The following is a 14,245-nucleotide window of genomic DNA, read 5'->3' as shown; positions in this document are numbered from 1 at the left end:
GACCGGGATGACCTGCGCGTCCTGCGCGAACCGGATCGAGCGCAAGCTCAACAAGCTCGACGGGGTCACCGCGACGGTCAACTACGCCACCGAGCGGGCCCGCGTGCAGCACCCTGCCGAGGTCGAGGTGGGCACGCTGATCGAGGCCGTCGAGGCAGCCGGGTACGGCGCCCGGGTGCACGCCGCGCCCGACGAGCCGGCCCGCGGGGCCGCCGATGACGCCGCCGCCGACGCCGATCCCGAGCTGGACGCGCTGCGCACCCGGCTGCTGTGGTCGCTGGTGCTGGCGGTGCCGGTCGTGCTCGTCGCGATGGTCCCGCCGCTGCAGTTCGACCACTGGCAGTGGGCCTCGCTGACCCTGGCCGCGCCGGTCGCGACCTGGGGCGCCTGGCCGTTCCACCGCGCCGCGTGGGTCAACCTGCGCCACGGCGCCGCGACCATGGACACCCTGGTCTCGATGGGGGTGCTCGCCGCCCTCGGCTGGTCGCTGGTGGCGCTCTTCGTCGGCGACGCCGGGGACGACGGGATGCGGCACCCGTTCCAGCTGTTCACCGGCTGGGGAGAGGCGCCGAGCAACGGCCTCGGCGACATCTACCTGGAGACCGCGGCCGGGGTGACCACCTTCCTGCTGGCGGGGCGCTACTTCGAGAAGCGCTCCAAGCGCCGCGCCGGAGCCGCGCTCCGGGCGCTCGCCGAGACGGGCGTCCGTGAGGTCGCGGTGCTCCGCGACGGCCCGGACGGGCCGGAGACGGCGGTGCCGCTGGCGGCGCTCGCGGTGGACGACCTGTTCGTCGTACGGCCGGGGGAGAAGGTGGCCACCGACGGCACCGTCGTCTCCGGCAGCTCCGCCGTGGACGCCTCGCTTCTGACGGGTGAGTCGGTGCCGGTCGAGGTCGGCGCGGGCGACAGCGTCGTGGGCGCCACCGTGAACACGACCGGACGGCTCGTGGTCCGGGCGACCCGGGTCGGCGCCGACACCCAGCTCGCCCAGCTCACCCGGCTGGTCGAGGACGCGCAGGCCGGCAAGGCGGCCGCGCAGCGGCTGGCCGACCGGATCTCCGGGGTGTTCGTGCCGGTGGTGATCGTGCTCGCCGTCGCGACGCTCGGCTTCTGGCTCGGCGCCGGTGCGGGCGCGCCGGTGGCGTTCACGGCCGCCGTCGCGGTGCTGATCATCGCCTGCCCGTGCGCCCTCGGGCTGGCGACGCCGACCGCGCTGATGGTCGGCACCGGCCGGGGCGCCCAGCTCGGGATCCTGGTCCGCGGACCCGAGGCGCTGGAGTCGGCCCGCGCCGTCGACACCATCGTGCTCGACAAGACCGGCACCGTGACGACCGGCCGGATGCGGCTCGCCTCCGTCGTCGCCGACGACGAGGCCGCCGTACGACGCGTCGCCGCCACGCTCGAGGCCGGCTCCGAGCACCCGATCGCCCAGGCCATCGCCGCGGCCGTGCCCGAGCGGGGTGCGCTGAGCGACTTCGCCGCGGTCGCCGGGCTCGGCGTGACCGGCGTGGTGGACGGCGAGCCCGCCGTCATCGGCCGGCTCGGGTTCGTGGCCGAGCAGGGGCTGAGCGTGCCCGACGCGGTGCGGCAGGCGGCCGACGCCGCCGAGGACCAGGGCGCGACCGCGGTCGTGGTCGGCTGGGACGGCCGCGCCCGCGGCGTGCTCGCCGTCGCGGACACGGTCAAGGAGGGCGCTGCCGACGCGGTGGCCCGGATGCGCTCGCTCGGCCTGCGCCCGGTGCTGCTGACCGGCGACAACGAGCGGGCCGCCCGGGCGGTCGCCGCCGAGGTCGGCATCGACGAGGTGGTCGCGGGGGTGCTGCCCGCCGAGAAGCAGGCCTACGTCGCCGCCCGCCAGGCCGAGGGCCGCAGCGTCGCGATGGTCGGCGACGGCATCAACGACGCCGCCGCGCTCGCCCAGGCCGACCTCGGGATCGCGATGGGCACCGGCACGGACGTGGCCCGCGAGGCCAGCGACCTGACCATCGTGAGCGGCGACCTGCGGGTGGCCGCGGACGGGGTCCGCCTGGCGCGTCGTACCCTCGCCACGATCAAGGGCAACCTGTTCTGGGCGTTCGCCTACAACGTGGCGGCACTGCCGCTGGCCGCGGCGGCCCTGCTCAGCCCGATGCTCGCCGGCGCCGCGATGGCCTTCTCCAGCGTGTTCGTGGTGTCCAACAGCCTGCGCCTGCGGACCTTCCGCTAGCAGGTCGCGAAGAGCAGCGGCCCGTCGGCGAGGTCGGAGAGCACCGACTGGCCGTCCCGCGGCTCCAGCGCCATCGTCAGCAGGGTGCCGTCGGCGCTCACCTTCCCCAGCCGGAACCGGTCGGGGAAGGTGCCGCCCTGGCCGGGCGCCTCCCCGGCCGCGAGCTGGGAGCGGCTGTCGGCGTCGGCACGGGCCTGGTCCGCCTTCTCCAGCGTCATCGCCACCCGTACGCCGCCACCTGGCTCCGTCGCGATCGCGAACCCGGTCAGCGGGTGCACCCCGCCGGCCTCCTTCACCAGCTCGGCCGCCCGCACCTTGTCGGCGTCGTCGGCCTCGCTCATCGCCAGCTCCGTGCAGGCCTGGTCGCCGCCCAGCAGCAGCGCGCTCGGCGGGTCGCCGAGCGCGCCGGCGGCGGTCGCGGTCGCGTCGTCGCGCTCGCCGCGGGCGGCGTCCGCGCGCCCGCGCAGGTACGACGCCTGGTCGGCCGCGTAGAGCACGTGGTCGTCGTCGTCGATCTGCAGCGCCGCCAGCTCGGGCGTCAGGCTGCCGTCGCCGAGCCGGGACACCAGGTCGGTGCCCGCGTCCCAGACCCCGTCGGCCGCGTCCGGCTCGCTGTAGCCGAGGTCGCGGAGCCGGTCGCGGAGCGCCGCGACGTCGTACCCCTCGGGAAGGCCCATCGCCACCAGGGCGCCGTCCGAGCCCTGCGCGAAGAGCTCCCAGTCCAGGCTGGCGGGGGAGAACCCGAGCGTCGTCTGCATCGCCGGCCCGGAGTCGTCGAGCGCGGTGGTGGCGGTGAGGTCGCGGTCGTAGGCGGTGAGCAGGAAGGAGCGGACGTCCTCGGCGGAGGAGCCGGCGTCGACGTTCGTGCCGACCGTGTCGCGCACCGCCGTCCAGTCGGTCCAGCTGAACCGCTGGGTCGACTCCGGCACGACCTCCAGCGCTCGCTCCAGCCGGGTGCGCTCGCCGTCGCGGGCCACCCACACGACGACCAGGCCGGCGACCACGACGGCGAGCGCGGCCGCGAGCACGAGCCAGCGGCGGACGGACCAGCGGGGGAGGCGGAGCAACGCGAGGATCTCCTCAGTCGGCCGAGAGCGAGCGGTGCCCCTAATCTAGGCCCGTGCCCGACATTCTCGCCGCCGGCGTGGTCGTCTTCCGGCCCGGCCGGGAGGTGCTGCTCGTGCACCGGCCCAAGTACGACGACTGGTCGTTCCCCAAGGGCAAGCTGGACCGCGGCGAGCACCCGGTGGCCGCGGCGGTCCGCGAGGTCGCCGAGGAGACCGGCGCGCACGTCCGGCTCGGCCCGCCGCTGCCCTCGCAGCGCTACCCGGTCGCGCGCCGGATGAAGACCGTGCACTACTGGACCGGCCGGGTCGTGGGAGACGACGACGTCAGCGGCTACCGGCCCAACGACGAGATCGACGGCGTCGCCTGGGTGCCCTTCGACGAGGCGATGGTCCGGCTGACCTACGAGCACGACCGGACCACCCTCGCCGCGGCCCTGACGGTGCGCCGCAAGACCCGCGCGGTCGTCGTGCTGCGGCACGGGCAGGCGCGCTCGCGCAAGACCTGGCGCGGCGACGACGCCTCACGCCCCTTGCTGCGGGTCGGCGAGCACCAGGCGGACCGGCTGGTGGCCCTGCTGGCGGCGTACGACGTCACCCGGATCACCACCTCCACGAGCACCCGCTGCGTGCAGACGGTGCGGCCCTACGCCGAGACGGCCGACCTCGACCTCGACCTGCGCCCGCGGCTGAGCGAGGAGCGGGCCACCCCGCGCGCGGTCGCCAGGCTGGTGGAGGAGCTGCTCGACGAGGAGCAGGGCAGCGTGCTGTGCACCCACCGTCCTGTCCTGCCGCTGGTCTACGACGCCGCCGGGCTCGCCGCGCCTCCCGACGGCGAGGCGCTGGAGCCCGGCGAGATGCTGGTCCTGCACGTGCGCAAGGGCGCGGTGGTGGCGGCCGAGCGGCACCGCCCGCGAGCGGTGTAACGGCGGACACGCACCAGCGCCGCTCGGACCGCCACTGTTCACCGGCCGTTCAGGTCTGCCGGGGAGTTGTGTTACCGCCGCTCCCTAACTTGCCGGTGTCCAGTACGAATCGAGGGGCCGTTCTCAGCTCGCCCCTCACCTCTGAGAGGCAAGTTCCTTGAAGCTCAAGTCCCTGCACCGCGCCGCGGTGCCCGGCGTTGCCGCCCTCGCCCTGCTCATGAGCGCCTGCGGCGCGTCCAACGAGGACGGCGGCAGCGACGACAACAGCTCCGACGGTCTCAGCGGCAACCTCACCGGTGGTGGCGCGACGTCGCAGGAGAAGGCCCAGGAGGCCTGGAAGACCAACTTCCAGGGCAAGAACAGCGGCCTCACCATCGACTACCGCCTGCTCGGCTCGACCGACGGCCGCAGCCAGTTCATCAGCAAGGCGCTGTCCTTCGCCGGCTCCGACTCCTACATCAAGGACGAGGACCTGACCAAGGCCAAGGAGCGCTGCGGCGGCACGATCGTCGAGGTCCCGGCCTACATCTCCTCCATCGCCATCGCGTTCAACGTGCCCGGCGTCGACGAGCTCAAGCTCGACGCGGCCACGATCGCGAAGATCTTCGACAACAAGATCACCAAGTGGAACGACAAGGCGATCGCCGACCAGAACGACGGCGTCGAGCTCCCCGACCTCAAGATCTCCCCGGTCCACCGCTCCGACGACTCGGGCACGACCAAGAACTTCACCGACTACCTCAACAAGGTCGCGCCGGAGGCGTGGAAGTACGAGGCCGAGGACGCCTTCCCGGTGTCCGGCGGTCTCTCCGCCGAGGGCACCTCGGGTGTCGTCAAGCAGGTCACCGACACCGAGGGCACCATCGGCTACGCCGACGCCAGCCAGACCGGCGACCTCAAGCACGTCTCGGTGAAGGTCGGCGAGGAGTACGTCGCGCCGTCGCCCGAGGGTGCCGCCAAGACCGTCGAGGTCTCCCCGGTCGTCGAGGGCCGCGACGCGACCGACATCGCCGTCGACGTGGACCGCAAGACCACCGAGGCCGGCGCCTACCCGGTCATCCTGCTGTCCTACCTGATCGCCTGCGAGAAGTACGACGACGCGACCGAGGCCGCGAACGTCGGGGGCTACTTCAAGTACATCGTCTCCGACGAGGGCCAGGCGGCCTCCGCGGAGAACGCCGGCTCGGCGAAGCTCTCGGCCGAGACGGCCAAGAAGGCCCAGGACATCGTCGCGAAGATCTCCGCGAACTGACGTCCCGGAGGGGTGGGGACGGGTGCTGCCCGTCCCCACCCCTCCACCCGTCGCGTTCCCCCCGCACCATCCCGAGCACCCTGAGGTGACCCAGTGACAGCCCCCACCGCCGAGATCGAGGACGCGCCCGCCGAGTGGGCCAGCGTTCGCGGTGGCATCGGCGACCGCATCTTCTCCGGAGCGGCGCTCGCCGCCGGACTCACGATCCTGGCCGCCCTCGCCGGCGTCTTCATCTTCCTGCTGGCCAAGGGAGCCACCGGCTTCACCAAGGCCTCGGAGGTCTACGGACCGCACGCCGAGAGCTTCCTGGGCTACGTCTGGCCGCTGCTCGTCGGCACCTTCACGGTCTCGATCATCGCGCTGATCATCGCGGTGCCCCTGGCCTTCGGCATCGCGCTGGTGATCAGCCACTACGCACCGAAGTGGCTGTCCACCCCGGTCGCCTTCGTGATCGACCTGCTCGCCGCGGTGCCCTCGGTCGTCTACGGCCTGTGGGGCGCGTTCTACCTGGCGGGCAAGCTGGTGCCGTTGCACAACTGGCTGCACGAGACCTTCGGGTCCTGGCCGCTCCTGGGCGCGCTCTTCGGCGAGCCGAACGCGGCCGGCCGCTCGTGGCTCACCGTCGGCATCGTGCTGGCCATCATGATCCTGCCGATCATCACCGCGATCACCCGCGAGGTCTTCTCCCGCACGCCGCGCCTGCACGAGGAGGCCGCGCTGGCGCTGGGCGCCACCCGCTGGGAGATGATCCGGATGACCGTCTTCCCCTACTCGCGCTCCGGCATGGTCTCCGCGGTCATGCTGGGCCTGGGCCGCGCGCTGGGCGAGACGATGGCCGTCGCCATGGTGCTCTCGGTCGGCTTCGGGCTGTCGTGGAACATCATCGCGACGTCCAGCCCGACCTCGATCGCCGCGAACATCGCGCTCAAGTACAAGGAGCGCAGCGCCGACCTGCTCAACGTCCTGGTGGCGACCGGTCTGGTGCTCTTCCTGCTGACCTTCCTGGTGAACTTCGCGGCCCGGTGGATCATCGGCCGCAGCGAGAGGCGGATGGCCCGATGACCACCACCGCGCACGAGGTCCAGGAGCGGGCCCACATCCCGCTCGTCCAACCGCGGCTGCCCCGCGTGGCGCCGCTCATCGTCGCCGGCATCGCCGTCGCGCTCGCCCTGCTGCTGGTCGTCCTCGGCACGGGCACCGTCGGCGCCGTGCTGATCGGGGTGCTCGCCTTCCTCGCGGCGCTGCCGCTGTGGTCGCTCTTCGTCGAGGGCCGCCGGGGAGCGACCGACCGGTTGATGACCGGCCTGATCTGGACGACCTTCCTGGTCGCCGTCGTCCCGCTGATCTCCCTGCTGTGGCGGGTGATCTCCAAGGGCTTCGACCGGATCGACGGCACCTTCCTCAGCTACTCGTTCTTCAAGACCCAGATCGACCAGCCGGTCGGCATCTACCACGCCATCATCGGCACCCTGCTGATCACCCTCGGGGCGGCGGTGATCTCGGTCCCGGTCGGCGTGATGGCGGCGATCTACCTCGTGGAGTACGGCAAGAAGAACAAGCTCGCCAAGGCGATCACCTTCCTGGTCGACGTGATGACGGGCATCCCCTCGATCGTGGCCGGCCTGTTCGCCTTCGCCCTCTTCACGCTGCTCTTCGGGCCGGCGTACGTCTCCGGGTTCGGAGGATCGGTGGCGCTGTCGCTGCTGATGATCCCGATCGTCGTACGGGCGACCGAGGAGATGCTGATGCTCGTGCCGGACGACCTGCGCGAGGCGTCGTACGCCCTCGGCACGCCGAAGTGGAAGACCATCGTGCGGATCGTCCTGCCGACCGCGCTCGGCGGCATCCTCACCGGCATCACCCTCGCCATCTCCCGGGTGATCGGCGAGACCGCCCCGCTGCTGCTCATCGCCGGTGCGACCGACCGCACGAACATGAACCTGTTCGAGGGCTCGATGACCACCCTGCCGGTGCTCATCTACGGGCAGAACCTGCGCGGCGACGCGCCCGCCGAGGCGATCGCCTGGGGCGCCGCCTTCATCCTCATCATCATCGTGGTGGTGCTCAACCTCACCGCCCGCATCGTCGGCAAGATCTTCGCCCCCAAGAAGGGCTGATAGGAACCACCATGGCCAAGAGCATCGACGTCTCCGACGTCAACATCTACTACGGCGACTTCCTCGCGGTCGAGGGCGTCAACATGTCGGTCCGCGCCGGCGCGGTCACCGCGTTCATCGGCCCCTCCGGGTGCGGCAAGTCGACCTTCCTGCGCTCGCTCAACCGCATGCACGAGGTGATCCCGGGCGCGCGGGTCGAGGGCAAGATCGTCGTCGACGGCCAGGACCTGTACGACCCGGGCGTCGACCCGGTCGCCGTACGCCGCCAGGTCGGGATGGTCTTCCAGCGCCCCAACCCGTTCCCGACGATGTCGATCTACGACAACGTCCTCGCGGGCCTGAAGCTCAACGCGGGCAAGCTGAAGAAGTCCGAGGCCGACGCGGTCGTGGAGAAGTCGCTGCGCGGCGCGAACCTGTGGAACGAGGTCAAGGACCGGCTCAACAAGCCGGGCATGGGCCTGTCCGGTGGCCAGCAGCAGCGGTTGTGCATCGCCCGCGCGATCGCCGTCGAGCCGCAGGTCCTGCTGATGGACGAGCCGTGCTCGGCGCTCGACCCGATCTCGACCTCCGCCATCGAGGACCTGATCCACGAGCTCAAGGACGAGTTCACGATCGTGATCGTCACGCACAACATGCAGCAGGCGGCGCGGGTCTCCGACGACACCGGCTTCTTCAACCTCAAGGCGACCGGCGAGCCCGGCCACCTGGTGGAGTTCAACCCGACCAAGAAGATGTTCGCCAACCCCGACGACCCCGCGACCGAGGCCTACATCTCTGGTCGCTTCGGCTGATCGACGCCGCTGCGCTCGGGATGCAGCACGGAGATCGGAACGGAGCACAGATGGCGATGCGGGACGGGCGGGACGCCCGTCGGCAGTCCGTGCGCGCCTACCTCCACCGCTGGACGGAGACCACCGGAGCCCAGCTCCTGGTGGTCGACCCGCGGCCGGACGAGGGCGCACTGGCCGACGGGATGGCCGGTCACGGCGTGCACGTGACCTGGGTCGGGTCGACCCTGGACGCCCTCGTGGAGTTCGGCCGGACCGACCCGCACGCGGTGCTGGTCGTGCCGGAGGCGCCGGGGATCCCGGCGGAGGAGTTCGTCGGCGTGATCCGGCGCCTCGGCTCGCCGTACGTCATCGCGGGGACCGAGGACGTCACCGAGAACGGCGTCGGCTCGCTCATGCTCGCCGGTGCCTCCGCGGTGGTGCTGCGGCCCTACGCCCCACAGCACCTGTGGGAGCTGATGGCGCACGGGCCGCGCTCGGTCTCCGAGCACGCGCGGGTCGAGGTCGGGCCGATCGAGCTGGACGCGACCGCGTTCACCGTGCGGGTGGACGGGCAGCGGATCGCGGACCTGCCGCTCAAGGAGTTCGAGCTGCTGCGCACGCTCATGCTGCACGCGCCCGGCGTGGTCACCGACGACGAGCTCGGGGACGCGTTGTGGGGCACCAGCGGCCACCGGCCGGGCGGCAACACGATCGCCATGCACGTCACGCGGCTGCGCGCGCGGCTCGGCGCGGCGGCCGTCGTACGACGGGTGCGGGGCCGGGGCTACAGCCTTACCATCGACCCGGCCTGAGCCTGTCGGTCACAACAGGACGACCTTGAGGATCTCGTAGCAGCCCCACGCGGCGAGCGCGGCGGCCGGGAAGGTCGAGACCCAGGCGGCCAGGATCGTGCGCGCCATGCCCCAGCGCACCGCGGAGAAGCGCTTGGTGGCGCCGGCGCCCATCACCGCGGAGGTGATGGTGTGCGTGGTCGAGATCGGCGCGTGGAACACGAACGCGGTCGTGTAGAGCACGCCCGCGCCCACCGACTCGGCGGCGAAGCCGCGCGGCGGGTCGAGGTGGATGATCTTGCGGCCCAGGGTGCGCATGATGCGCCACCCACCGGCGTACGTCCCGGCGGAGATCGCGGTCGCCGCGGCCAGCACGACCCACAGCGGGAGCGTCTCGATGTCGTAGGAGCCGGGGTAGGCGATGACGAGGGTGAGCAGGATGACGCCCATCGTCTTCTGCGCGTCCTGGAGGCCGTGGCCCAGTGCGAGCGCCGCGGCGGAGACCGTCTGCATGCCGCGGAAGCCGCGGTTGATCCGGTGCGGGTTGCCCTTGCGGAACAGCCACAGGATCGCGGTCATCACGACGAACGCCGCGCAGAAGCCGAACAGCGGCGAGACCACCATCGGGATGAGCACCTTCTCCACGATGGTGTCCCACTTGACGCTCACCCCACCGGCCAGCGCCGCCCCGACCAGGCCGCCGATGAGGGCGTGCGAGGAGGACGAGGGCAGCCCGAAGTACCAGGTGATGAGGTTCCAGATGATCGCGCCGAGCAGGCCCGCCATCACGATGACGAGCCCGTGGTGCACCCCGACCTGCAGGGTGCCGCTGTCGTTCTCGATCGTGATCACGTCCGCGACGGTCTTCGCGACCTCCTGCCCCAGCAGGGCGCCGATGAAGTTCATCAGCGCCGCGAGGGTGAGCGCGATGCGCGGGGTGAGCGCGCGCGTGGAGACCGAGGTGGCGATCGCGTTCGCCGCGTCGTGGAAGCCGTTGGTGTAGTCGAACGCCAGGGCGATGACGATCACGGCGATCACGATCGCCAGGGTGAGGCTCACAGGCCCGTCAGCCTTCCTTGACCGCGATCTGCTCGACGGTGTTCGCGACCTTCTCGAAGGCGTCGATGGCGCCCTCGAGGGACTCCACGATGTCCTTGAGCTTGAGCACCTCGATCGTCTTGTACTCACCCGAGAAGAGCTTGGCGAGGGTACGACGATGGTTGCGGTCGCCGGCGTTCTCGAGCCGGTTGATCTCGATCCAGTAGTCGTCGAGCGACTGCATCGACTGCAGGCGGGGCATCGCGGCCGCGGTCAGCTCGGCGCAGCGGCGCAGCACCTCGACCTGCTCGGAGAGCTCGGGCGGCAGCACCTGGACCTCGTAGAGCAGGATCAGGTCCACGGCCTCGTCCATCATGTCCATCACGTCGTCGAGGCCGGAGCCCAGCGCGTAGATGTCCTCGCGGTCGAAGGGCGTGACGAAGGTGCTGTTGACCTTCTTCACGATCTCGTGGGTGGTCTCGTCGGCGGCGTGCTCGGCGGCCCGCATGCGCTCGGCGACCGAGGCCTTGTCGGAGTTGTCGGCCAGCATCTCGGCCAGCAGCTCAGCGCCGCCCACGAGGTGCTGGGCGGACTGGGTGAAGAGGTCGTAGAAAGAGGTGTCGACCGGACGCAGACGCAGACCCACATGGACTCCCGTTGAGGCGGAGACGAACGGCTTCATGCTAGGGGGTCACGACGTGGTGAACGCAATTCCGTCGTGGCCGAGCACGTCTCCGACGCGCTGTGGGGGCAGCGAGCTGCCGTCGCCGCGTCTCCCGCCGTGCTGCCGGCCCTTTCTGTTCGCGCAGGTCAGCGCGGCGAGTCGTCGCGACGGCGGCGCTGCCGCTCGATGAGCGTCTCCTGCAGGTGCTCGGTGCCGGCGTTCCGCGTCCAGCGGGCGTCCGCGCCCAGCTCCCACGCCTGGGTGGTCTCGGCGAAGGCGAGGTCCAGCAGGCGTCGTACCTCGTCGCGGGACTGCTCGGGCAGCCGCACCAGCACCTCGACCCGGCGGTCCAGGTTGCGGTGCATCATGTCGGCCGAGCCGATCCAGGCCGTCGGCTCGCCGCCGCCCTCGAAGGAGAAGATCCGGCTGTGCTCCAGGAAGCGGCCGAGCACCGAGCGCACCGTGACGTTCTCGCTGAGGCCGGGCACGCCGGGTCGCAGCGCGCAGATGCCCCGCACTAGCAGCTCGACCGGGACGCCCTCGGCGGCGGCGAGGTAGAGCGCGTCGACGATCTCCTCGTCGACCACCGAGTTGGCCTTGATCCGGATGCCCGCGGGCCTCCCGGCGCGGTGGTGCTCGATCTCGCGGTGGAACTGCTCGACCAGGCCGCTGCGCACCGAGTCGGGCGCGACGAGCAGCTGCTCGTACGTCGCCTTGCGGGACCAGCCCGAGAGGTTGTTGAAGAGGTGGGCGACGTCCTCGCCGATGGTCTCGTTGGTGGTGAGGAGGCCGAGGTCCTCGTACATCCGCGAGGTCTTGGGGTTGTAGTTGCCCGTGCCGATGTGGGTGTAGCGGCGGATCCCCTCGGGCTCGTCGCGGACCACCATCGCCAGCTTGCAGTGGGTCTTCAGCCCGACCAGGCCGTAGACGACGTGGCAGCCGGCCTGCTCCAGCTTGCGTGCCCAGCGGATGTTGGCCTGCTCGTCGAAGCGGGCCTTGATCTCCACCAGCACCAGCACCTGCTTGCCGGCCTCCGCCGCGTCGATCAGGGCGTCGATGATCGGGGAGTCCCCGGAGGTGCGGTAGAGCGTCTGCTTGATCGCCAGCACGTGCGGGTCGGCCGCGGCCTGCTCGATGAAGCGCTGCACCGAGGTGGCGAAGGAGTCGTAGGGGTGGTGCAGCAGCACGTCGCGGCGGCGCAGCGCCTTGAACACGTCGACCGGCGCGGCGGACTCGACCTCGGCCAGCCAGCGGTGGGTGGCAGGGACGAAGGAGGGGTACTTGAGGTCGTCGCGCGGCAGGTCGGCGATCGAGTGCAGCCCGCGCAGGTCGAGCGGCCCGGGCAGGCGGAAGACCTCCTCGCCGGTGATGTCGAGCTCGGAGACCAGCAGCTCCAGCACGGACGGCGCGATCGACTCCTCGACCTCCAGGCGCACCGGCGGGCCGAACTTGCGGCGCAGCAGCTCCTTCTCCAGCGCGGCGAGCAGGTTCTCGGCGTCGTCCTCCTCGACCTCCAGGTCCTCGTTGCGGGTCACCCGGAAGGTGTGCACCTCCAGCACCTCCATGCCCGGGAAGAGCCGGCCCAGGTGGGCGCCGATCACGTCCTCCAGCGGCACGAAGCGGGAGTTGCCGACCGCGACGAAGCGGTCGAAGTTCGACGGCACCTTCACCCGGGCGAAGTGCTCCTTGCCCGTCTTCGGGTTGCGGATCAGCACCGCCAGGTTGAGCGAGAGACCCGAGATGTAGGGGAACGGGTGCGCCGGGTCGACCGCCAGCGGCGTCAGCACCGGGTAGACGCGCTCCTTGAAGAGCTTCTTGCAGGTCTTCTGCTCGTCGCGGTCGAGATCGGACCAGCGGACCAGGGCGATGCCCTCCGCGCGCAGCGCGGGGACGATCTTGTCCTGGAACACGCTCGCCTGACGCTGGCTGAGCTCGTCCGCACGGGTCCAGATCGCCTCCAGCACCTCCAGCGGCATCATCCCGCTGGCCGCCCGGACCGCCAGGCCGGTCGCGATCCGGCGCTTGAGACCGGCCACGCGGACCATGAAGAACTCGTCGAGGTTGCTCGTGAAGATCGCCAGGAACCGGGCCCGCTCCAGCAGCGGCAGGCTCTCGTCCTCGGCCAGCTCCAGGACCCGCTCGTTGAAGCGCAGCCACGACAGCTCACGGTCCACGAACCGGTTGTCGACCGACTCGATGTGCGCCACCAGCGCGGGGTCGGGGACGTACGCCGCGGCCTCGCTCGCCGCGGCCGGGCGCTCGCCGGCGTCGGAGGGGGCGTCGGCGACGTGCTGCTCGGTGGACATGCAATCGAGTGTGGCAGTCGTCGGTGAACGGGAGGTGTCGCGCGCGCGGCCCGGTTACGGGTGAGTAGGTTGGGCGGCGTGAACCTGCGCACGACCGTCGAGTCCGCCGCCCTCAAGACGCTCATGGCGTTGCCCGGCCCCGCCCTGCGGGCCGTCGCCGGGCGCCCGCTCGTGCTCGACGGGCAGACCCTCGCCACCGACCTGCAGGTGATGCTGCGACTGCAGCGTCTCGCGCGCAAGGCCGACCTCTCCAACCCCGACATCCCGCTCGGCCGCACCGAGATGCTCACGAGCGCGCGGATGGTCGGCGGCGACCAGCCGATCGGCGCCGTCCGCGAGCTCACCGTGGCGGGCCTGCCCGCCCGGCACTACCTCCCGCACGGTGCCCGGCCCGCGACCGAGGCCCAGCCGCTGCTGCTGTTCTTCCACGGCGGTGGGTTCCTCTACGGCGACCTCGACTCCCACGACGCGCCCTGCCGGGTGCTCGCCGAGGAGTCCGGCGTCCCGGTGCTGTCGGTGGAGTACCGGCTCGGTCCGGAGAACCCCTTCCCCGACGGCTTCGACGACGCCTTCGCCGCGCTGCGCTGGGTCCACGACCACGCCGACGAGCTGGGCGCCGACCCCGCGCGGATCGGGGTCTCCGGTGACTCCGCGGGCGGCAACATCGCGGCCTGGACGGCGATCGAGGCGGCCCGCGCCGGCGTACCGCTCGCCTTCCAGCTGCTGGTCTACCCCTGCGTCGACGCCGACCGGCAGACCGAGAGCCTGCGCCTGTTCGGCAAGGACCTCTACCTCACCGAGGAGTCGATCACGACGGTCGACCGGATCTACCTGCCGACGCCGGAGGCCAAGGCCGACGAGCGCGTCAACCTGCTCGACGTCGACCTCCCGGCGGGTCTCGCGCCGGCGTACCTCGTCACGGCGGGCTTCGACCCGCTGCGCGACGAGGGCGAGGCCTACGCGCGGCGGCTCGCCGACGCCGGCGTCGAGGTGGAGATGCGGCGCTTCGTGGACCAGATCCACGGCTTCCTCAACATCGTCGGCGCCGGGCGCACCAGTCGCGCGGCCGTGCTCGAGATCGCCGGGCGGCTGCGGACCGCCCTGCGCTGAC

Annotated in this window: 12 protein-coding genes; 8 read left to right on the top strand and 4 right to left on the bottom strand. The window is 71.6% G+C overall.

Annotated elements, in window-relative coordinates:
• Positions 1-7: 7 nt before the first annotated feature.
• Entirely contained in the window at positions 8-2,206 is a 2,199-nt protein-coding gene (locus MRBLML1_RS01900) for a heavy metal translocating P-type ATPase (RefSeq protein WP_364513094.1), read from the top strand.
• On the opposite strand, the gene MRBLML1_RS01895 is transcribed toward MRBLML1_RS01900, so the two are convergent.
• Positions 2,203-3,273: a hypothetical protein gene (locus MRBLML1_RS01895; protein ID WP_364510588.1), complete on the bottom strand. Its 1,071-nt coding sequence runs from the start codon at positions 3,271-3,273 to the stop codon at positions 2,203-2,205. The genes MRBLML1_RS01900 and MRBLML1_RS01895 overlap by 4 nt on opposite strands.
• Positions 3,274-3,326: 53 nt before the next feature.
• Between MRBLML1_RS01895 and MRBLML1_RS01890 the strand changes: the two genes are divergently transcribed.
• The 6 genes from MRBLML1_RS01890 (at position 3,327) to MRBLML1_RS01865 (ending at position 9,147) form a co-directional block, all read left to right on the top strand.
• Positions 3,327-4,196, top strand: a complete 870-nt coding sequence (locus MRBLML1_RS01890; protein WP_364510586.1) for an NUDIX hydrolase — start codon at positions 3,327-3,329, stop codon at positions 4,194-4,196.
• 157 nt (positions 4,197-4,353) lie between these two features.
• The gene (locus MRBLML1_RS01885) at positions 4,354-5,448 is read left to right on the top strand and encodes a phosphate ABC transporter substrate-binding protein PstS (protein WP_364510583.1); all 1,095 of its coding nucleotides are present in this window, start codon (positions 4,354-4,356) and stop codon (positions 5,446-5,448) included.
• A 93-nt stretch (positions 5,449-5,541) separates the two neighbouring features.
• The gene (pstC, locus tag MRBLML1_RS01880) at positions 5,542-6,510 is read left to right on the top strand and encodes a phosphate ABC transporter permease subunit PstC (protein ID WP_364510580.1); all 969 of its coding nucleotides are present in this window, start codon (positions 5,542-5,544) and stop codon (positions 6,508-6,510) included.
• A complete protein-coding gene (gene pstA / locus MRBLML1_RS01875) occupies positions 6,507-7,565 on the top strand; it encodes a phosphate ABC transporter permease PstA (RefSeq protein ID WP_364510577.1) in 1,059 nt (352 codons plus the stop codon). The genes pstC and pstA overlap by 4 nt, the downstream gene beginning before the upstream one ends.
• A gap of 11 nt (positions 7,566-7,576) precedes the next feature.
• Positions 7,577-8,356, top strand: coding sequence for a phosphate ABC transporter ATP-binding protein PstB (gene pstB, locus MRBLML1_RS01870; protein WP_364510574.1), 780 nt, complete (start codon positions 7,577-7,579; stop codon positions 8,354-8,356).
• Positions 8,357-8,406: 50 nt separating this feature from the next.
• Positions 8,407-9,147 carry a response regulator transcription factor gene (locus MRBLML1_RS01865; protein WP_364510571.1) on the top strand — a complete coding sequence of 247 codons (741 nt, stop codon included), beginning with the start codon at positions 8,407-8,409 and terminating at the stop codon, positions 9,145-9,147.
• Between the two features lie 9 nt (positions 9,148-9,156).
• Here MRBLML1_RS01865 and MRBLML1_RS01860 read toward each other — a convergent pair whose 3' ends face one another.
• The 3 genes from MRBLML1_RS01860 to MRBLML1_RS01850 all read right to left on the bottom strand — a co-directional run bounded on the left by MRBLML1_RS01860 (position 9,157) and on the right by MRBLML1_RS01850 (position 13,134).
• Positions 9,157-10,185: an inorganic phosphate transporter gene (locus MRBLML1_RS01860; protein WP_364510568.1), complete on the bottom strand. Its 1,029-nt coding sequence runs from the start codon at positions 10,183-10,185 to the stop codon at positions 9,157-9,159.
• A 7-nt stretch (positions 10,186-10,192) separates the two neighbouring features.
• Entirely contained in the window at positions 10,193-10,810 is a 618-nt protein-coding gene (locus tag MRBLML1_RS01855; protein ID WP_364510565.1) for a DUF47 domain-containing protein, read from the bottom strand.
• Between the two features lie 164 nt (positions 10,811-10,974).
• The gene (locus MRBLML1_RS01850; protein WP_364510562.1) at positions 10,975-13,134 is read right to left on the bottom strand and encodes an RNA degradosome polyphosphate kinase; all 2,160 of its coding nucleotides are present in this window, start codon (positions 13,132-13,134) and stop codon (positions 10,975-10,977) included.
• Between the two features lie 78 nt (positions 13,135-13,212).
• Here MRBLML1_RS01850 and MRBLML1_RS01845 point away from each other — a divergent pair, with 78 nt between their 5' ends.
• Entirely contained in the window at positions 13,213-14,244 is a 1,032-nt protein-coding gene (locus MRBLML1_RS01845; protein ID WP_364510559.1) for an alpha/beta hydrolase, read from the top strand.
• Position 14,245 lies beyond the last annotated feature (1 nt).

The sequence above is a fragment of the Nocardioides sp. LML1-1-1.1 genome, assembly GCF_040676175.1.
In the GTDB taxonomy this organism is placed as follows: Bacteria; Actinomycetota; Actinomycetes; order Propionibacteriales; family Nocardioidaceae; genus Nocardioides.
This window is presented reverse-complemented; position numbering and strand designations above follow the sequence as displayed.